Annotated in this window: 18 protein-coding genes and 1 tRNA gene; 8 read left to right on the top strand and 11 right to left on the bottom strand. The window is 62.4% G+C overall.

What is annotated here, in order from left to right:
- Positions 1 to 34 precede the first annotated feature (34 nt).
- The gene (locus PHO31112_RS08735) at positions 35 to 997 is read left to right on the top strand and encodes an aldose epimerase family protein (protein WP_174995628.1); all 963 of its coding nucleotides are present in this window, start codon (positions 35 to 37) and stop codon (positions 995 to 997) included.
- A 101-nt stretch (positions 998 to 1,098) separates the two neighbouring features.
- Here PHO31112_RS08735 and PHO31112_RS08730 read toward each other — a convergent pair whose 3' ends face one another.
- The 5 genes from PHO31112_RS08730 to PHO31112_RS08710 all read right to left on the bottom strand — a co-directional run bounded on the left by PHO31112_RS08730 (position 1,099) and on the right by PHO31112_RS08710 (position 7,367).
- Positions 1,099 to 4,053, bottom strand: a complete 2,955-nt coding sequence (locus PHO31112_RS08730) for a ribonucleoside-diphosphate reductase subunit alpha (protein WP_150620161.1) — start codon at positions 4,051 to 4,053, stop codon at positions 1,099 to 1,101.
- Positions 4,054 to 4,428: 375 nt separating this feature from the next.
- The gene (gene ampD / locus PHO31112_RS08725; RefSeq protein ID WP_150620160.1) at positions 4,429 to 5,028 is read right to left on the bottom strand and encodes a 1,6-anhydro-N-acetylmuramyl-L-alanine amidase AmpD; all 600 of its coding nucleotides are present in this window, start codon (positions 5,026 to 5,028) and stop codon (positions 4,429 to 4,431) included.
- Between the two features lie 463 nt (positions 5,029 to 5,491).
- Positions 5,492 to 6,004, bottom strand: coding sequence for a DUF1269 domain-containing protein (locus PHO31112_RS08720; protein ID WP_010803942.1), 513 nt, complete (start codon positions 6,002 to 6,004; stop codon positions 5,492 to 5,494).
- A gap of 175 nt (positions 6,005 to 6,179) precedes the next feature.
- Positions 6,180 to 6,476: a PP0621 family protein gene (locus PHO31112_RS08715; RefSeq protein ID WP_150620159.1), complete on the bottom strand. Its 297-nt coding sequence runs from the start codon at positions 6,474 to 6,476 to the stop codon at positions 6,180 to 6,182.
- 6 nt (positions 6,477 to 6,482) lie between these two features.
- Positions 6,483 to 7,367 carry a cytochrome C assembly family protein gene (locus PHO31112_RS08710; RefSeq protein ID WP_150620158.1) on the bottom strand — a complete coding sequence of 295 codons (885 nt, stop codon included), beginning with the start codon at positions 7,365 to 7,367 and terminating at the stop codon, positions 6,483 to 6,485.
- Positions 7,368 to 7,479: 112 nt separating this feature from the next.
- Between PHO31112_RS08710 and ffh the strand changes: the two genes are divergently transcribed.
- Both ffh and PHO31112_RS08700 read left to right on the top strand, forming a co-directional pair.
- Positions 7,480 to 8,844, top strand: a complete 1,365-nt coding sequence (ffh, locus tag PHO31112_RS08705; protein WP_150620157.1) for a signal recognition particle protein — start codon at positions 7,480 to 7,482, stop codon at positions 8,842 to 8,844.
- 107 nt (positions 8,845 to 8,951) lie between these two features.
- Positions 8,952 to 9,500, top strand: coding sequence for a hypoxanthine-guanine phosphoribosyltransferase (locus PHO31112_RS08700; RefSeq protein ID WP_150620156.1), 549 nt, complete (start codon positions 8,952 to 8,954; stop codon positions 9,498 to 9,500).
- Between the two features lie 98 nt (positions 9,501 to 9,598).
- Here the strand turns inward: PHO31112_RS08700 and PHO31112_RS08695 are convergent, their stop codons facing one another.
- Entirely contained in the window at positions 9,599 to 10,192 is a 594-nt protein-coding gene (locus tag PHO31112_RS08695; RefSeq protein WP_150620155.1) for a MarC family protein, read from the bottom strand.
- A 128-nt stretch (positions 10,193 to 10,320) separates the two neighbouring features.
- Positions 10,321 to 12,060: a proline--tRNA ligase gene (locus PHO31112_RS08690; protein ID WP_150620154.1), complete on the bottom strand. Its 1,740-nt coding sequence runs from the start codon at positions 12,058 to 12,060 to the stop codon at positions 10,321 to 10,323.
- 212 nt (positions 12,061 to 12,272) lie between these two features.
- Here PHO31112_RS08690 and PHO31112_RS08685 point away from each other — a divergent pair, with 212 nt between their 5' ends.
- Together PHO31112_RS08685 and PHO31112_RS08680 are read left to right on the top strand one after the other, a co-directional pair.
- Positions 12,273 to 12,920: an RNA pyrophosphohydrolase gene (locus PHO31112_RS08685; RefSeq protein WP_150620153.1), complete on the top strand. Its 648-nt coding sequence runs from the start codon at positions 12,273 to 12,275 to the stop codon at positions 12,918 to 12,920.
- 228 nt (positions 12,921 to 13,148) lie between these two features.
- Positions 13,149 to 13,634, top strand: a complete 486-nt coding sequence (locus PHO31112_RS08680; protein ID WP_174995626.1) for a CNP1-like family protein — start codon at positions 13,149 to 13,151, stop codon at positions 13,632 to 13,634.
- 114 nt (positions 13,635 to 13,748) lie between these two features.
- Here PHO31112_RS08680 and proB read toward each other — a convergent pair whose 3' ends face one another.
- From proB to rplU, 4 genes are all read right to left on the bottom strand, one after another.
- Positions 13,749 to 14,882, bottom strand: coding sequence for a glutamate 5-kinase (gene proB / locus PHO31112_RS08675; protein ID WP_010803933.1), 1,134 nt, complete (start codon positions 14,880 to 14,882; stop codon positions 13,749 to 13,751).
- 158 nt (positions 14,883 to 15,040) lie between these two features.
- Positions 15,041 to 16,180, bottom strand: a complete 1,140-nt coding sequence (cgtA, locus tag PHO31112_RS08670; RefSeq protein ID WP_150620151.1) for an Obg family GTPase CgtA — start codon at positions 16,178 to 16,180, stop codon at positions 15,041 to 15,043.
- A gap of 150 nt (positions 16,181 to 16,330) precedes the next feature.
- Positions 16,331 to 16,591, bottom strand: coding sequence for a 50S ribosomal protein L27 (gene rpmA, locus PHO31112_RS08665; protein WP_010803931.1), 261 nt, complete (start codon positions 16,589 to 16,591; stop codon positions 16,331 to 16,333).
- A 28-nt stretch (positions 16,592 to 16,619) separates the two neighbouring features.
- Complete coding sequence (gene rplU / locus PHO31112_RS08660) at positions 16,620 to 16,931, bottom strand: 50S ribosomal protein L21 (protein ID WP_010803930.1); 312 nt, start codon at positions 16,929 to 16,931, stop codon at positions 16,620 to 16,622.
- Positions 16,932 to 17,259: 328 nt separating this feature from the next.
- On the opposite strand from rplU, the gene PHO31112_RS08655 reads away from it, so the two are divergent.
- The 3 genes from PHO31112_RS08655 to PHO31112_RS08645 all read left to right on the top strand — a co-directional run bounded on the left by PHO31112_RS08655 (position 17,260) and on the right by PHO31112_RS08645 (position 19,818).
- Entirely contained in the window at positions 17,260 to 18,189 is a 930-nt protein-coding gene (locus PHO31112_RS08655) for a polyprenyl synthetase family protein (RefSeq protein WP_010803929.1), read from the top strand.
- A gap of 22 nt (positions 18,190 to 18,211) precedes the next feature.
- Positions 18,212 to 18,288 (top strand) — tRNA-Pro (locus PHO31112_RS08650).
- Positions 18,289 to 18,528: 240 nt separating this feature from the next.
- Entirely contained in the window at positions 18,529 to 19,818 is a 1,290-nt protein-coding gene (locus tag PHO31112_RS08645) for an HlyC/CorC family transporter (RefSeq protein ID WP_150620150.1), read from the top strand.
- Positions 19,819 to 19,915 lie beyond the last annotated feature (97 nt).

Here is a 19,915-nt window from a genome sequence, read left to right as displayed (position 1 = left end):
CCACCCCCAGACGCCGATGAAGGAGATACCGACGATGACATTCCCAAGCGCCGACAGCGCACAGACTCAGGCGGGCTCGCCAGGCCCAACCCCACGCATACTCACGCCCGGCAAACCGATCCGCCTCTCGAAAGGCTCGCTCGTGGCCGAAGTCCAACCCGGTTGCGGCGGCCGGCTCGCACGACTCGCTCGCCGCGACACGCGCGGCGACCTCTTCGACTACCTCGTACCGCTGGGCAACGAGCCGTTCTCGTCGGACGAATGGCCGAAGGCCGGTGCCTTTCCGATGCTGCCGTATACCAATATGTTGCGCGACGACACCCTGCACTGGCGCGAGCGCACGATTGGCGTTCGCGAGGCGCCCGCGGCGTCGAGTTCGCTGCACGGCTGGGGGCTGCGGCGCGAGTGGGACGTCGTCGACGAGAGCCCTGACTGTTGCGTGCTGCAACTCGATAGCCCCGCGCAACCCGAGTGGCCCTGGCACTATCAGGCGTACCTCTCGGTGTCGCTCGATGAGCAAGGGGTGGACATGCAACTGTCGATCACCAATCTCTCCACCGAAGACATGCCGGCCGGGCTCGGGCTGCACCCGTACTTCCGCTGGCCCGCAGGCGCACGTCTGACGTTCGAGTCGGAGGCGATCTGGCGTTCGCCCTCCGAGGACATCCGCTGGCCGAGCGAGCAGCGTGTGCATGTCGGCGCGATGGAAGTCGTGTCCGTAGGCGGCGGACTCGATACGGGAGGACGATCGACATGGTTCGCTGAAGCGCCCTCCGAGTCCGGACGATTCGACGCGCGTATCGACTATGCCGGTGGCCTGCGCTCGGCCACCGTGCGCAGCGACAACGCCGCCTGGCTGGTGGTGCACTCGCCAGCGGGGCGTCCGTACCTGTGCCTCGAGCCGTCGACACACCGGGTAGGTGAGTTCGACAACGATCACGCCGTGGTCGCACATGGGCAGACGCTCGATCTGTCGATGCGTATCGATCTGGCCTGATCGCCAGACGAATCGCCCAAGAAAAAACCCCGCCGGCCCGCAAGGGCGACGGGGTTTTTCCCAGGTACCGGGGCCCTGTCGGGCACCTCGGCACGCTCAACTTACTGGCAAGCCTCGCACTCTTCGAAGCCAGGGTCGCCCGGACGCATCGTGCAAACCGCGCCTTCGGCTTCCGGCATCGGTTGTGCCAGCGGCGAGGTCGGCTCGGCCGAGAAGCTTCCGCTCGGCGTTACCCCCCCCGAGCTCACCGCGTTCAGCGCGCCGTGGCTCACCGTCGACTTCTCGACGTGCGTTGCGGCCATCGTACGCAGGTAGTACGTGGTCTTCAGCGCGCGCGTCCAAGCCAGCTTGTACGTCTCGTCGAGCTTCTTGCCCGAAGCGCCCGCCATATAGATGTTGAGCGATTGCGCCTGGTCGATCCACTTCTGACGACGCGACGCGGCCTCGACCAGCCACTTCGGCTCAACTTCGAACGCCGTGGCGTAAATCTCGCGCAGGTCGGCCGGCACGCGATCGATACGGGCGAGCGAGCCGTCGAAGTACTTCAGGTCGGCGACCATCACTTCATCCCACAGGCCGCGGGCCTTCAGGTCACGCACCAGATACTCGTTGACCACCGTGAATTCGCCCGACAGGTTCGACTTCACGTACAGGTTCTGGAACGTCGGCTCGATACAGGCCGATACGCCAATGATGTTCGAGATCGTCGCGGTCGGCGCGATCGCCACGCAGTTCGAGTTGCGCATGCCGTGATCGGCGATGTGCTTGCGCAGGCTGTCCCAGTCGAGCGTGCTCGACAGGTCGACGTCGACATAACCACCACGCTCTTCGGCCAGCAGCTTCAGCGAATCCTGCGGCAGGATGCCACGATCCCACAGCGAGCCCTTGTACGACGAATACTGACCGCGTTCCTTCGCCAGCTCGGTCGACGCCCAGTAGGCGTAGTAGCACACGGCTTCCATCGAACGATCGGCAAACTCGACCGCGTCGTTCGACGCATAGGGCGTGCGCAGCAGGTGCAGGCAGTCCTGGAAGCCCATGATGCCCATGCCCACCGGACGGTGATGCAGGTTCGAATTGCGCGCCTTCGCCACCGCGTAGTAATTGATGTCGATGACGTTGTCGAGCATGCGCATCGCCACGCGAATGGTGCGCTGCAGCTTCTCGTGATCCAGTTCGTAGCCGTTGGCCGTCTGCTTCAGGTGAGCCACGAGGTTCACCGAGCCGAGGTTACACACGGCGATTTCGGTCTCGCTCGTGTTCAGCGTGATTTCCGTGCACAGGTTCGACGAGTGCACCACGCCCACGTGCTGCTGCGGCGAGCGGATGTTGCACGGGTCCTTGAACGTGATCCACGGATGGCCGGTTTCGAACAGCATGCCCAGCATCTTGCGCCAGAGCGCCTGCGCCGGCACCTTCTTGAACAGCCTGATTTCGCCGCGTGCGGCCTTCTCTTCGTAGGCCGTGTAAGCCTGTTCGAAGGCCTTGCCGTACTTGTCGTGCAGATCCGGGCAGGTCGACGGCGAGAACAGCGTCCACTCGGCGCCTTCCATCACGCGCTTCATGAACAGATCGGGAATCCAGTTCGCCGTGTTCATGTCGTGCGTACGACGACGATCGTCACCCGTGTTCTTACGCAGTTCCAGGAATTCTTCGATGTCCAGGTGCCACGTTTCCAGGTACGCGCAGACAGCGCCCTTGCGCTTGCCACCCTGGTTCACGGCCACCGCCGTGTCGTTGACTACCTTCAGGAACGGCACCACGCCCTGGCTCTTGCCGTTCGTGCCCTTGATGTGCGAGCCGAGTGCGCGAACCTGCGTCCAGTCGTTGCCCAGACCGCCGGCAAACTTCGAGAGCAGTGCGTTTTCCTTGAGCGCTTCGTAGATACCTTCCAGATCGTCCGAGACCGTCGTCAGATAGCACGACGAGAGCTGCGAGCGACGCGTACCCGAGTTGAACAGCGTCGGCGTCGAACTCATGAAGTCGAAGCTCGACAGAATCTGATAGAACTCGATCGCACGCGCTTCGCGCTCGACTTCATTGAGTGCCAGACCCATTGCCACACGCATATAGAACGCCTGTGGCATTTCGATACGATGACTGTCGATGTGCAGGAAGTAGCGGTCGTACAGCGTCTGCAGGCCCAGGTAGTTGAATTGCAGGTCGCGCGACGCGTCGAGCGCAGCGCCCAGCCTGGCCAGATCGAACGAGAGCAGTTGCTCGTCGAGCAGTTCGGCCTCAACCCCTTGCTTGATGAAACGCGGGAAATACTCAATGTAGCGCTCAGCCATTTCGCCCTGCAGCACTTCTTCGCCGAGGATTTCGCGGCGGATCGTGTGCATCAGGATACGGGCCGTAACCTGGCTGTACGCCGGCTCCTTCTCGATGAGCGTACGCGAAGCGAGGATCGCCGAATCGTAGACCTGCGACAGCGGCACGCCGTCGTACAGATTCTTGATGGTCTCGGTCAGGATCGGCTCGGCTTTGACTTCATCGCCGAGGTTTTCGCAGGCGGCTTGCACCACGCCGCGCAGCACGGCCATGTCGAGCGTACGCGTCACACCGTCGTCGGTGACACGCAGCACCGGCGCGTCGGGCGTAGCGGCTTCCTGCGTGGTCTCGACCGCCTGAGCGCGCTCTTGCGAACGCTTCTCGCGGTACAGCACGTAGGCGCGAGCCACGTTGTGCTCACCTTCGCGCATGAGCGCCAGTTCGACCTGATCCTGAATATCTTCGATGTGGAACGTACCGCCGTTCGGACGGCTACGCACCAATGCGCGCACGACGTTCTGCGTCAATTGCTCCACGAGTTCGCGCACGCGCGCCGAAGCCGCACCTTGACCGCCGTTCACGGCAAGAAACGCCTTGGTCACAGCGATGGCGATCTTCGACGGCTCGAAACCCACCACCGCGCCGTTGCGTCGAATCACTTTGAAGTCAGCGTTGGTGGCCGGCTCGAATGCGCCCGTCGTCTGGGGCGCCGACGCACCCGCGCCACTGCCTGCAGTTGCAGCGGGCGTGGGGTTCGGGCGGGTGAGGTTTTCGTTAGTCTGCATGTAAAAACTCCCGTTCCAATGAGATGGTGCTGTTAGCGCGTCTCTACCAGTTTTATTGCCGGCAAAAATGCGCCCTGGGGGCGCCGATGGAGCGAAGTGCTGAACACCGCACGACCGACGGACGGCCAAGGGTTCGAGGTGTCCGCTGCACGGCTTTGCTGCTGTGCCGCCCCACAAAACGCCGCGGGACAAGCACGGTATTGATGGTTATTGCATCCTGGGCCGAACTCGACATCAACCACTAGATGTAGTGGTCGGCACTGGAATTGGCACTAAGTATAGTGGAGATGACGCACTCCGCAAACCCAAAAATTTCACGCGCCGGGGAGGCCCGTGCCATCGCCCTGTCAAGCAAAACCTGTCCCCGGATGGGGATTAATCGGCTGGCTGAAACGGCAGTGCCTCGGGGCTCAGATCCGCCATCCGGCGCAATCGCCGCCACTCGAAATGCGGTCCCGGATCGGTCTTCCGGCCCGGTGCTATATCGGCATGTCCGGCCACGGCTTGAATCGGATAACGCTCACACAACGCACGCGTGAGCGCCGCCAGCGTTGCGTACTGCGCCGCAGTGAACGGCAGTTCGTCGGTGCCTTCAAGCTCAACGCCGATTGAAAAATCATTGCAGCGCGTACGGCCTTCGAACGACGACGCCCCCGCATGCCACGCCCGCGCATTGCACGACACGAACTGTTGCAACGCACCGTCGCGTCGCACCAGAAAGTGCGATGAGACGTGCACGCCGCGAATCTCGTCGAAGAACGGATGCGCATCGTGGTCAAGCCGATTCTGGAAAAATGCCGCAATTTCGTCGCCGCCGAACTGTCCCGGCGGCAATGAGATGTTGTGCACCACGAGCAGGTCGGTCGGCATCCCATCGGGCCGCATGTCGAAATTGGGCGACGGCAGATGTTCGGCTTCGCACACCCATCCGTTGGCATCGAGCGTGAGCGACAGACGTTGATCCGGCGCGTTCATGCGCGACCTCGCGGCATCGGCAAGGTGTGCCTCTCGACACGCTCACACGACCGGAGCGCAACGTTAGGGGACGCAAATGACTGGAGCATGACGGGCATGGCGAACTCCCGTAGAGCGAGGGGCGCCATTGTAGCCCACTTGGCCCGTCCCCGCCGCAGGCACGTCCGGCATGCCGGATGCGGGCGGTGCGTCAAAATATCGCCTGTTGCCGGGTGCCTGCCGGCCACGGGACGATGGCGATGGCGAATTCCCAAAGAAGAAGCCTCCCGCCGTGCTTGGCCGAGAGGCTTCTGTGGGCGTGACCACGCCCTGGGATGGCGTCGTACTCGTGTCATACGACACGCGCGCCACCCCGCGCCGCTCACAGGTGCGGCGCTATTGGCCGTTGCCGGCCGGTGATACTCGTCTCCTGCGTCAATCCAGTATTCGATGCCGATCCGATTGCCTCGCTCGTTACCATCCATCACGGAAATGCCGGAATAGCCGACTCCACCCCTTCCATATGCGCCTCAGGGTGATGCTCCTTGAGCATGTCGCGAATCTCGTCAACACGGCCGTCGCGCACATCCACCATGAGCAGGATCATGCCGCGCTCGAGCGGTTCGCGAAACGCCTTGAGCCGGGAGTTCGGCACCGACACACCAATCATGCTCGACACCCAGGCGCCGAAGAGCGCGCCGAGAGGTGCGGTCACGATCATCAATTCCCATTGGGGACGCGTGCCCACGATGGGGAAAAACGCGGCGACTGCACCGACCGCCAAACCACAGAACCCGCCGATCACGAGCCCGGCTTCTGCGCCGTGCACGATATCGGAAGTCTGTAGCAGGTTAGCCTCGTGCAGTCCCTCCAGGTCCATTTCGTCACGTGCCATAAAGTGGATGTGACGCTCGTCGATCCGGGCGAGCAGCAAATCGCTCATCGTGCGCCCGGCACTGGCCAGATCGGGAAGAAGAAAATACATCCGTCTGCGCATTAGCATATTGCGCCCTCCTGTCGTCTCGTCTCTGTTGCTATGGTTCTTTTGTACAGAGCCGGTTACTGTGTTTTAGTGCATGCGACAGCCATGCGCAAGGCTGCCCATTCGGGCGCCATGCCAGAGACGAGGGGGGAATTCGGAATCGCTGCGCAGTCTGGCTGCGCAGCGGGACTCAGACGCGGTGTTCGCGCGTGAGATAGGCGTTGCGGTGCGCAGCGCTGCAAAAGTGATTACCGCCTGCACCGCCGACGGCTTCGCTCTCGGGAAGGTAGGTATCGCACTCGATGCATTGCACCATGCGCTCGGCCGGTGGCAGCGCTTCGCGCACGGTCGTGCGCGGACCGTGCGCCGGCGGCGGGCGCCGTTGTTCGTTGCGCTCATCGCGCTCGGTGTTGCGCTTACGCTCGTTGTACCGCATCCACCATGTGCCAGCCACCAACAACACCAGTAACAGCAGAATATTGCGCATCGCGCTTCAAGTCTCCGTTATGCGATGCAGCACCACCTCAAGCACGAAGCGAGAGCCGACATACGCCAGCAAAAGCGCCACGAACGACGCCAGAACCCAACGCAGCGCAACCTTGCCGCGCCACCCATAAAAGTGTCGGCCCAGCAGCACCGCGCCGAACATCAGCCACGACACCACCGCGAACACGGTCTTGTGATCGATGCGCACCGCGCGCCCGAACAGCGCCTCGGAGAACATCACGCCGGAAATCAGCGTCAGGGTCAACAATACGAACCCGGCGCCGATTAACCGGAACAGCAATTTTTCCATCGTGAGCAGTGGCGGCAACGTCTCGAGCCAGCGCGAAAGCCAGCCGGTCGCCTCGTTGCTGCGCGACGGATGCAGTTGCCGCTCGGCATAAATCATCAGCAGCGCGTGCAGCGCGGCCAGTGCGAACAGCCCGTAGGCCATGTTGGCGATGATGAAGTGCACCTTGAAAATCGGATCTGCCGCAAAACCGAGAATGCGCACATCCGGAAAAATCATCGGCAACAGGCACGAGACGGCGGCCACGGGTGTGACCATCAGCCGCAGGCTGTCGAGAGGGAAAAAGAAACTCTCGATCCAGAAAATGCCGACCGAAAGCCAGAGCATGGCCGAGAGCATGTACGCGAAACCGAAGTGCATGCTGTCCGCGCGGAAGATGGTCTGATGCAGCAACACCCCATGCAGCAACAGCGCAGCGAGCAGCGAAAGCTGCATCGGCCAGCGCGAGGGGGTGCCGGTGACCGGCGCAGGCGCGACCCGCCCGCCCGCCAGAGCGAGCGCGGCATCGCGCCGGTATCCTTGCCACGAACAAACCGCCAGCCGGGCGTAAAGGATGGCGGTCAGCGCATACAGTAAAATAGTCATATTTGAAGTTTACACCAGCCTATGATGGGCGCGCTGCCGCGCCCACTACGGCCCCTTCCGGGGCTGCGGGACAGGCCGCCGGGGCCACTGCGAGTCTTACAGGATACGTTTCATGCTCGACAATCTCACTACGCGCCTCGCCAAAGTCGTCAAGACGCTGCGCGGCGAAGCTCGCCTGACCGAGGCCAACACGCAGGAAATGCTGCGCGAAGTGCGTCTCGCCCTGCTCGAGGCCGACGTCGCCCTGCCGGTGGTCCGCGATTTCATCGCCAAGGTGAAAGAAAAGGCACTGGGTGAGGAGGTGATTTCCAGCCTCTCGCCGGGCCAGGCGCTCGTGGGCGTGGTGCAGCGCGAACTGACCGCGCTCATGGGCGGTGATTACGAAGGCCGTGCCGCCGAACTCAATCTCGCGACGACGCCGCCCGCCGTCATCCTGATGGCCGGCCTGCAGGGCGCCGGTAAGACGACCACCGTCGGTAAGCTCGCCAAGCTGCTACGCGCCCAGAAGAAGAAAGTCCTCACGGTTTCCACCGACGTCTACCGCCCCGCCGCTATCGCCCAGTTGCAGACGGTGACGCAACAGGTCGACGCCGACTTCTTCCCGTCGCAACCCGATCAGAAGCCGGTGGATATCGCCCGCGCGGCCGTCGACTGGGCCCGCCGCCATCACCATGATGTGCTGCTCGTCGACACGGCCGGCCGTCTGGGTATCGACGAAGTGATGATGCAGGAAATCAGCGCCCTGCACGCCGAACTCAAACCGATTGAAACGCTGTTCGTCGTCGACGCCATGCTCGGCCAGGACGCCGTGAACACCGCCCGCGCCTTCAACGACGCACTGCCGCTCACCGGTGTGGTGCTCACCAAGCTCGACGGCGACTCGCGCGGCGGTGCAGCGCTGTCGGTGCGTCACATTACTGGCAAGCCGATCAAGTTCGTCGGTGTGGGCGAGAAGCTCGACGGCCTCGAAGTCTTCCATCCGGATCGCATGGCGAACCGGATTCTCGGCATGGGCGACATTCTGGCGCTCGTCGAGGAAGCGCAACGCGGCGTCGACGTGCAGGCCGCGCAAAAACTCGCCGAGAAGGTCAAGAAAGGCGGCGACTTCGATCTGAACGACTTTAAGGCGCAGATCGGCCAGATGAAGAAGATGGGTGGCCTGTCGTCGCTCATGGACAAGCTGCCCGCGCAATTCCAGGCCGCAGCCAGCCAGACCAACATGGATCAGGCCGAGAAACAGGTGCGCCGCATGGAGGGCATCATCAATTCGATGACGCCGGCCGAGCGCGCCAAGCCGGAACTTATCAAGGCGAGCCGCAAGCGCCGCATTGCCGCCGGCGCCGGTGTTCAGGTGCAGGAGGTCAACCGCATGCTCAATCAGTATGACCAGATGCGCACCATGATGAAGAAGCTCAAAGGCGGTGGCATGATGAAAATGATGCGCAGTATGAAAGGCATGATGCCTGGCATGCGCTGAGCCAGACCTGCCGGTCGCGGTCCGGGCATTCCTACGGATTTTCCGTATATACTCCGGGCCGCACTTAGCGACATCCCCCAGCAACACGTTCCACAGGGTCGCCCCATATGAACCGCGAAGAAGCCCTCGAAGTATTCCGTAATTCCGAAGAAATCGTCTCGGCCGACGAGGTGAACCGATCCGTCGACATGATGGCCAAGTCCATCAAGGACGCCATTGGCGACGAATTCCCGATGGTGCTGTCGGTCATGGGCGGCGCGGCCGTCTTCACCGGCATGCTGCTGCCGCGTCTGGACTTCCCGCTCGAGTTCGACTACATCCACCTCTCGCGCTACAACAACACTACCACCGGCGGTGCAATGCAGTGGCGCGTGGCGCCGCGCGACTCGGTGCGCGACCGCGTGGTGCTCGTGCTCGACGACATTCTCGACGAAGGTGCCACGATGGCGGCGATTCGTGACCGGATTCTGGAGATGGGCGCCTCGAAGTTCTACAGCGCCGTGCTGTGCGAGAAGATCCTGACGAAGGAAAAGCCGTCGCGCCCGGATTTCTGCGGCTTCACGGTGCCGGATCGTTACGTCTTCGGCTGCGGCATGGACGCCAAAGGCTACTGGCGTAACCTGCCGGCAATTCGCGCGCTAACCGCGCCGCGCTGAGCGCTGCGGCGGGATACGCTCCCGCACCGCCAGACAGTCAAAGGGGCCCGTTCAAGCGTGGCCCCTTTTTCAGGGTCGCCGCTGCACGCGCCACGCCATCAGAATTGGTGCACGAAGATCTTCACGCCCTTGAGGATCATCTCGACCGAGATCGCCACCAGAATCAGCCCCATCAGACGCTCGAATGCCATCACCACGCGCGAGCCGACCCACCGTTCGATACGATCGGCCAGAAGCAGCACCACCGCGCAGACGGCCATCGTCACGCACAGCGCCGTGATCCACTCGAGCATACGTCCCGGTTGCTGCGACACGAGCAGCATGACGGTCGCGAGTGCCGACGGCCCCGCAAGCGCCGGTATCGCCAGCGGCACAATAAGCGGCTCGCCCGCATCGGGCAACGACCCCTGATCGGGACGGGGAAAGATCATGCGCAGCGCGATCAGGAACAGCACGATGCCCCCGGCCAACTGCAACGACAGGTCGGTGAGACTCATCATGCGCAGGAAGCGGTCGCCCGCCAGCATGAAGAGCAACAGGATGACAAACGCAATCAGCACCTCGCGCAAGATCACCCGCGGCCGTCGATGAGCCGGCACGTTCTTCAGGGCATTCACGAAGATCGGGATATTGCCGAACGGGTCGGTGATGAGCAGCAACAGTACCGTCGCCGACGCGAACGTATATTCCATACCGGTAACGCTTCCAGATATGACAACGGCAGCCGCCGGGGCGACTGCCGTCAGGTATTGCCTCATGCACCTGCGCACGCGCGACGTTTCACCGGCAGACGTTCACCGGCGCACCGCGCGCCCCTCGCTCAGATCGCTTTGGCGGCGCAAACCTTGCCGGTGACGACTTCCGCCACGACGGCGGCGTCGAGCAACTGAGCTTGCGCATCGCGGCGGCCCTGATACTCGATCTTGCCTTCCTTCAGGCCACGGTCGCCGATCACCACGCGATGCGGCACGCCAATCAGCTCCCACTCGGCGAACATCACGCCGGGACGCTCGCCGCGGTCGTCGAGAATCACGTCGACGCCGGCCGCCAGAAGATCTTCGTAGACCTTATCGGTAGCGGCACGCACGGCGTCGCTGCGGTCGTAGCCCATCGGGCACAGCACCACTTCGAACGGCGCGATCGACTCCGGCCAGATGATGCCTTTATCGTCGAAGTTCTGCTCGATGGCCGCACCGAGAATACGCGTGATGCCGATACCGTAGCAGCCCATCTCCATCGGTGCCGGCTTGCCGGTCTCGTCGAGGAAGGTGCCGCCCATGGCGTCCGAGTACTTGGTGCCCAACTGGAACACGTGACCCACTTCGATACCCCGGCACAGCGCGATCTCGCCCTTGCCGTCCGGCGAGAGGTCGCCCGGCACGACGTTGCGCAGATCGGCCACGACTTCGGGCTCGGGCAGATCGCGGCCCCAGTTCACGCCGGTGGTGTGGAAGTCGACCTCGTTCGAACCGACCACGAAATCGCTCATCTTCGCGACCGCGCGATCGACCACGAGCTTGACCGGCTTTTTCGTGCCGAGGGGGCCCAGATAGCCCGGCGGCGTGCCGAACCATTCGACGATCTCGGCTTCGCTCGCGAAACGGAAGTCGGACAGCCCCGGCACCTTGCTCGCCTTGATCTCGTTGAGTTCGTGGTCGCCGCGCAGCAGAAGCAGCCACACGGTGGTACCGGCGTCTTCGCTGTCAGTCGCGAGCACGATCGACTTGACCGTGCGTGCAAGCGGGATCGACAGCAATTCCGCGACGGCTTCGCACTTGGCCTTGCCCGGCGTGGCAGTCTTGGTCAGTGCTTCGGCAGGGGCGGCGCGCTCGCTCTGCGGCGCGAGCGCCTCGGCCATTTCGACGTTGGCTGCATAGTCGGACGTCGGGCAGTAGGCGATAGCGTCTTCGCCGGTGTCGGCGATCACATGGAATTCATGCGAACCGGAGCCGCCAATGGAGCCGTTGTCGGCCACCACGGCGCGGAACGTCAAACCCAGACGCGTGAAGATGCGCACGTAGGCGTCGAACATCTTCTGATAAGACACCTGCATGCCCGCGCGGTCCTTATCGAAGGAGTAGGCGTCCTTCATGATGAATTCGCGGCCGCGCATCACGCCGAAACGCGGACGAATCTCGTCGCGGAACTTCGCCTGCACCTGATAGAAGTTCACCGGCAGTTGGCGATAGCTCTTGATTTCGCGGCGGGCGATGTCCGTCACGACTTCTTCGTGCGTCGGGCCGACGACGAATTCGCGGCCGTGGCGATCCTTCAGGCGCAGCAGTTCCGGGCCGTACTTCTCCCAGCGCCCCGACTCCTGCCACAATTCGGCCGGCTGCACGGCCGGCATAAGCAGTTCGAGCGCGCCTGCGCGGTTCATTTCTTCACGAACGATGGCTTCGACCTTGCGGATCGAGCGCAGGCCGATCGGCAGGTAATCGTAGATACCGCCGGCGACGCGGCGAATCATGCCGGCGCGCATCATCAGCTTGTGGCTGACGATTTCGGCGTCGGTGGGCGCTTCCTTGAGGGTGCCGATGAAGAAACGAGAGGCTTTCATGCAGATTTCCGGAAAAATGAGGGTCAACGGCGCGCACAGCGCTCAGGTCGGTGACCAGAAGCGAGGCCGGGGCGCGCCAAAACGTCGTCGCAGCCCCTGAGACACCCGCCGGCCGTACACGCCGCCCCGGTCACCCGAGCCGCCGCCGGCCGCCGCGCCGGTGATTATCTGTTTATAATCGAAGCAATTTTAAAGGATTCAAGGGTGGTTGTATGCTTGACCGTGAAGGCTTTCGCCCGAACGTCGGCATCATCCTCTTAAACGCACGCAATGAAGTGTTCTGGGGCAAGCGGCTGGGCGAGCACTCTTGGCAGTTCCCGCAAGGCGGCATCAAGTACGGCGAAACGCCTGAACAGGCCATGTTCCGAGAATTGCACGAGGAAACCGGGCTAAAGCCAGAACACGTCAAAGTCATCGGTCGCACACGCGACTGGCTGCGTTATGAGGTGCCGGACAAGTTCATCAAGCGCGAAGTGCGCGGACATTACCGGGGCCAGAAGCAAATCTGGTTCCTGCTGCGCATGGTCGGTCGCGATTGCGACATCTGCCTGCGCGCCACTGATCATCCCGAGTTCGACGCCTGGCGTTGGAACGAGTACTGGGTGCCGCTCGACGCAGTGATCGAATTCAAGCGCGAGGTGTATCAGCTCGCCCTGAACGAGCTATCGCGCTATCTGCGACGCTCGGCCGCACGCGCGCAGCATGACCGGCGGCGGTTTCCGCGCGCCGGCGCCCGGATCGAAGACATGCCGCCAGGCGGCACCGACGCGCATGACGACAGGTGCAATAGCGAGAACTGCGGCAGCCCCGGCGAAGCAGCAGACACCGCCAGTTCGGGTATGCCACCCCGGGAGCACTGAACCAGGCCGCGGCCGGCTTGTCCCATCATCGGTCGCGGGCGTCATGCCCGCGCCCTTTTTTGACCTGGCGTCCTCCGGGATGCCGCGCGGATTGCCCGCTTTCGTTCATCCGCCGTCCAACCGACTTCTCATCCACATCTCATGCGTCCTTTCTTTGCCCGCCACGCCCAGCGCCTGGCCGCCCTGGCTCCTCTGGCCGCTCTGGCGCTGATTGCCGGCTGCAGCAGCATGTCGCAACCCGTCCAGGATTTCGACGAATACATCGCCCAGCAGGAAGCCGCCAAGGGCAAATGGAAGGAAGCGGAGTACGCTCTGCCGACAACGCCGCCGCAAGACGCCGACCTTGTGAGCTTCCCCACCTTGCCGAACGCGACGCTCGACTACGCCATCGACACGAAGTCGGTGCAGGTGACGGACGACGGCGTGGTCCGCTATATCGCCGTGATTCGCAGCAAGCAAGGCGCGCGTAACGTGTCGTACGAAGGCATTCATTGCTCGTCGTTCGAGTCGCGTCTGTATGCCACGGCTCGTCCCGACGGCACCTGGATCCCGGCGCGCAACAGCGAATGGCGCCCGATCAGGCCGTATGGCTCGACGGCCTATCAGGGCATTCTGTACCGCGATTATCTTTGCCAGGACAAGACGCCGGCAGGCAACGCCAAGGCCATCGTTCAGGGCTTGCGCTTCCCGACGACCAATCCGACCTACCGCTGAGCGCAGCAGGCGGGTCTCGCCTGTCACGCTTCATCGAAAGAAAACGCCGGTCACGCATTGCGTGCCGGCGTTTTTTTACGTTCGATGCGAGGGATGCGCGCCCTGCCCTGCGGCTCAGCGCAGAATCAGATTGTCGCGATGAATCAGTTCCGGCTCGTTCGCAAAGCCCAGCACCTGCTCGATATCGCTGCTCGGGTGACGGCGAATCAGTCGTGTCTCGGAGGCACTGTAGTTGGACAGGCCCCGCGCGACTTCATGACCGGCTTCGTCCATGCAGGCAATCACCTCCCCGCGCGCAAACGTGCCCTCGACGTCGATCACGCCGATCGGCAACAAGCTCTTGCCCTCTTCCACCAGCTTCTTGCACGCGCCCGCATCGATCACGACACGGCCGCGCACTTGCAGATGGTCGGCCATCCACTGCTTACGTGCCGTGAGCACCGCGGTGCGGGCGACCAATTGCGTGCCGATCGCTTCGCCGCCAGCCAGACGCACGAGCACGTCGGCTTCGCGCCCCGACGCGATCACGGTATGCGCGCCGCTCGTGGCCGCGCGCTTGGCCGCAAGGATCTTGGTCAGCATGCCGCCGCGTCCGATGTTGGTCCCGGCACCCCCGGCCATCGCTTCCAGACGCTCGTCACCCGCTTCGGCCTCGTGCACGAACTCGGCGTCAGGGTGTTTACGCGGGTCGGCCGTGTACAGGCCCGATTGATCGGTCAGGATGACCAGCGCGTCGCCGTCGATCAAATTGGTCACGAGCGCACCCAGCGTGTCGTTGTCGCCGAACTTGATTTCGTCAGTCACCACCGTGTCGTTCTCGTTGATGATCGGCACCACGCCGAGTCGCAACAACGTCAGCAAGGTCGTCCGCGCATTCAGATAGCGTTCGCGGTCTGCCAGATCGGCATGCGTGAGGAGAATCTGTGCGGTTCGCACGCCGTGTTCGGCGAAGCGGGTCTCGTAGACCTGCGCCAGGCCCATCTGGCCTACGGCAGCAGCCGCCTGAAGTTCATCGATGGCCTTCGGGCGGCGCGCCCAACCCAGACGCTGCATTCCCTCGGCAATGGCGCCCGAACTGACGAGCACCACCTGCTTTGGCGCACGTCCGTCGCCACCGTGCCGCAGCGCGGCGATCTGTTGCGCCCATCGCGCAATGGCAACATCGTCCAGACCGCGACCGTCGTTGGTCACGAGACTGGAGCCCACTTTCACCACAAGCCGCTTGGCATCGGCGATGACCGAACGCATGGACCTGGATTCTCCTGCGGATATATTGGGAAGACGGGCCGCTGCAGTCGCCGGGAAGTGACGCAGGACCGCCCTTCCCTCACATGGCTACAGCAGCCGGTTCACGGGGGGTGAGGCAAACCGGCGCGACAGCACCCCGCATTTGAGTGACGAGAAGTTTACGCCTTTGGCGCGTCGTCCGGGGGCGTTTGCGGTGCGGCGTCTGCAGCCGGTTCGGCCGGGGCGGCACTGCCTGCGCGGAAACGCGGGTCCAGTGCGGCGTCTTCAAGCGCTTCTTCGACAGCACCACGTTGCTGGTAAAGATATTCCTGTACCGCCAGACACAGCTTCTCGCAGCCTTCGCCCGTCAGCGCGGAAATCTCGAACGTGGGGCCACTCCAGCCGAAGCGCTTCTTGAAGTCGGCCACGCGCTCGGCACGCTCCGCTTCGGGCACCATGTCGACCTTGTTGAGCACCAGCCAGCGGGGCTTCTGGAACAGCTCCTCGTCGTACTTCTGTAGTTCGAGAACGATGGCCTGTGCATCGACCACCGGGTCGACGCCTTCGTCGAACGGTGCGATGTCCACGATATGGAGCAACAAGCCGGTACGCTGCAAGTGACGCAGGAACTGGTGACCCAGCCCCGCACCTTCCGCAGCGCCTTCGATCAGGCCAGGAATATCGGCGATCACGAAACTCTTGCCCGGCGCGGTGCGCACGACACCCAAATTCGGGTGCAACGTCGTGAATGGGTAATCCGCGATCTTCGGACGCGCATTCGATACCGATGCGATGAACGTCGACTTACCCGCATTCGGCATGCCGAGCAGACCGACGTCCGCGAGCACCTTCAGCTCGAGCTGGAGCATACGGCGCTCGCCGGGTTTGCCATCCGTCTTCTGACGGGGTGCACGGTTCGTGCTCGACTTGAAATGGAGGTTGCCTAGACCGCCTGCGCCGCCTTGCGCGAGCACGACTTCCTGGCCGTGTTCGGTCAGATCGGCGATGGTCTCGCCGGTTTCCATGTCGCTGATGATGGTGCCGACCGGCATGCGCAGGAAAATGTCCTCGCCGCCTTTGCCGTAGCAATCTGCGCCGCGACCGGATTCGCCGTTCTTCGCCAGATGCTTCTTCGAATAACGGTAATCGATCAGGGTGTTGATGTTGCGATCCGCCACGGCATACACACTGCCGCCGCGACCGCCGTCGCCGCCGTCAGGTCCACCGAAAGGCACGAACTTCTCACGGCGCATCGATGCCGAGCCATTGCCGCCATTCCCGGCGATCACCTCGATACGCGCTGCGTCAATGAATTTCATGTGGGTTCGTTCCGCTCAATCGACCGTCCGCAGACGATCCAAATACTGTTCAATGATCCGGCCGGGCGCGCGATGCTTGCGGCGCACAGGCGGGACAAACAAAAAAGGCTCCGCATGAGAGCGGAGCCTTTTGGTGGCAAAAGGCTTAGCTTACGCTGCCGGCACCACGCTAACCACTTGCTTCTTCGCTGCGCCCTTGACGGCGAATTGCACATGACCGTCGGCCAGTGCGAACAGCGTGTGGTCCTTACCGATACCGACGTTTTCGCCGGCATGCATACGAGTACCACGTTGGCGAACGATGATGCCGCCAGCCAGGATTGCCTGACCGCCGTACACCTTCACGCCGAGGCGCTTCGACTCAGAATCGCGGCCGTTACGGGACGATCCGCCTGCTTTTTTGTGTGCCATGACTTAACTCCTTACCTAGCTTGATCGATTAGCCGTTGATGCTGTCGATGCGCAGCTCGGTGTAGTTTTGGCGATGGCCTTGACGCTTTTGGTAGTGCTTGCGACGGCGCATCTTGAAAATCTTCACCTTGGGGTGACGACCTTGGGCGATAACGGTAGCCTTGACGGAAGCCCCACTGACCAACGGCGCACCGAACTTAATCGATTCGCCCTCGCCAACGGCGAGAACCTGGTCGATGGTGATTTCAGCGCCAATGTCAGCCGGTATCTGTTCTACTTTGAGCTTTTCGCCAGCAGCAACTTTATATTGCTTACCGCCGGTTTTTATGACCGCGTACATTGTTGAACCTCACTCATAAACAAGAGAATTTCCGTGCCGGCCGAGGGCCCCGAAAGGACTCGACTTACCGGCCGATCACACCCGCCGCGGACCGTTATACCGAAGTATTTTCGGACCCGACGCAACGAATGCGCGCACGAAAACCGGGAATTATACAGACTTTCTCCTTTTGAGTCAAAGACTTCCGTCAAACCAGCCATTACGCGGGGCTGGTCCCCGAAAGTCGCCGCGCGCACTATATAATTTGGGGCGAATTTTTCCTCACCCGAGCCTTGTCTTGACTGCTTCGACTTCTCCCCAGAACGTACTGGCCGCCATCGCCGACGACATGCGTGCCGTCGACCAGCTTATCCGCCACCGGCTGGCCTCCGAGGTGGTCCTGATCAATCAGATCTCGGAATACATCATCAATTCGGGCGGCAAGCGGCTGCGTCCGGCATTGCTGCTGCTCGTGGCCGGTGCGCTCGGCGTGAGTTCGCCGCATCGCTTCGAACTGGCCGCAGTCATCGAATTCATTCACACCTCAACGCTGCTTCACGACGACGTCGTCGACGAATCCGACCTGCGCCGCGGCAAACAGACCGCCAACGCGCTGTTCGGCAATGCGGCGTCGGTGCTTGTGGGCGACTTCCTGTATTCGCGCTCCTTCGAAATGATGGTGAGCGTGGACAACATGCGTGTGATGCAGATTCTTGCGCGAGCGACCAACGTGATCGCCGAAGGCGAAGTGCTGCAGTTGCTGAACATGCACGACCCGGACGTCGACGAAGCGCGCTACCTGCAAGTCATCCAATACAAAACGGCCACGCTGTTCGAAGCGGCCACGCAACTCGCTGCAGTACTCGCCAATGCCGACGCGCAGACCGAAGCGGCCGTGCGTGAATACGGCGGCCGTCTGGGGACGGCGTTCCAGTTGATGGACGATTGGCTCGATTACGCGGGCGACACCGACGCGATGGGCAAGAACGCGGGCGACGACCTGCGCGAGGGCAAGCCGACGCTGCCGCTCATTCATGTGCTGCAACACGGCACGGATGAAGAACGCGCCCTCGTGCGCGAAGCCATCGAGAACGGCGGCACCGACAAGTTCGAACCGATCCTCGCGGCAATCACGCGCACGGGCGCACTCGACTACACGCTCGCACGCGCGAAAGAAGAGGCGGATGCGGCAGCACAAACAATTTCTGCGCTGCCCTCTTCCCAATATAAAAATAGCCTGCTAGAATTGTGTTCTTACTCGATAGCGCGACGCACTTAACGGTGGAGCAGCAGTATCGAAGCGGGGTGTAGCTTAGCCTGGTAGAGCGCTACGTTCGGGACGTAGAGGCCGGAGGTTCGAATCCTCTCACCCCGACCAGGATTTACTTTGCTCTCAAGCAAAGCAAAAAAACCGCCGGACGTGTCCGGCGGTTTTTTTATGCCCGCAGCATTCGTTGTCCATATGGGGTTCCCCTGGCGAAACAGGCTCGAATGCCATGCAGCCCGTCTCATTCGATCTGACGCATCGTGCGCCCCAGCCCGTATGACGGGCGCCCCACCCCCTCTGCTATAGTGGCGACTCATTGCCACCCCACTCGCCATTCGCGCGCCCTAACGCTTGGAAGCCTTGCCCTTATGGGCGCAGATTTGCGCCGTCGCCCTCCTGATCGTCTGCTCGGGATTCTTTTCCATTTCCGAGACGAGCATGATGGCGCTCAATCGCCATCGCCTGAAACATCTGGTACGGATGAACGTCCACGGCGCCAAGGCCACTCAGGGCCTGCTCTCGCGCACTGAAGCGCTGCTCTCCACGATTCTCGTCGGCAATAACGTCATCAATACCGTCGTGCCGGTGCTCACCACATCGATTGCGGTGCGCTATTTCGGTAACGACGCCGTCACGCTGTCGATCGCGACCGCGCTCATTGCGTTGCTTATCATCATCTTCGCCGAGATCGGTCCGAAAATCGTAGGGGCTACATATCCCGAGCGCATCGCGTTACCGGCCAGCACGCTGCTCAAGCCGATCGTGAAAGTGGCCACGCCGCTCGTCTGGGTGCTCAACGGCTTCGTGCGCGGCATGCTGCGCGTGCTGCGCATCGATACGCGCCGTGCAGCAAACGAACCTCGCCTCACCACGGAAGAATTGCGCACCATCGTGCTCGAGGCCGGCAATTACATACCGACCAAGCCGCGCAGCGTGCTGCTCAATTTGCTCGATCTCGAGAACATCACCATCGACGACGTGATGGTGCCGCGCGCGCGCATTGAGGCGCTCGACATTTCGGCGCCGCTCGACACGATCCTTACGCAACTTGAGACGTGCTATCACAACAAGCTGCCTGTCTATGACGGCGACATCGATCGCATCGTCGGCATTCTTCCGGTACGTCGCACGCTTGCCGCGCTACGACACCCCGACGACCTCACGGTCGATACCTTGCGTGCGCTGCTCGTTGACCCGTACTTCATCCCGAGCGACACGCCGGCGCTGCGCCAGTTGCAGTACTTCCAGGAGAACCATCGGCGCGTGGGGCTGGTCGTCAACGAATACGGTGAGGTTGAAGGGCTGGTCACCACCGAGGACATCATCGAAGAACTCATCGGCGAATTCACGACGAGTGTGCCTGGCACGGGTGGCAGTCGCTCAGGCTGGACGACGAACGACGATTGCCTGGTCAGCGGCGGCGTGGGACTGCGCGATCTGAACCGGCGCTTGAATCTGCATCTGCCGACCGATGGCCCGAAGACCCTCAACGGCCTGATCCTGGAAGTGCTGCGCGAGATTCCCGAAGCCGCCGTCAGTCTGGAAATCAGCGGTGTGCGCATGGAAATCGTGCAAATCGACAATCAGGCCATCAAGATGGTGCGTCTGTTCAAGCCAGCCGCACGCGCGTCGCACGATTGAGCCGCACTCGCTCACTGCCAGTGACATCGCCCCATTTTTCGGGCAATTCCGATTGAGCTGCCCCAGGGTTTTGACGAGACTGAAGCTTCACCCAGTC

Source organism: Pandoraea horticolens (genome assembly GCF_902459555.1).
In the GTDB taxonomy this organism is placed as follows: Bacteria; Pseudomonadota; Gammaproteobacteria; order Burkholderiales; family Burkholderiaceae; genus Pandoraea; species Pandoraea horticolens.
The sequence above is the reverse complement of the archived record's forward strand: the minus strand, read 5'-3'. Positions and strand labels throughout refer to the sequence as shown.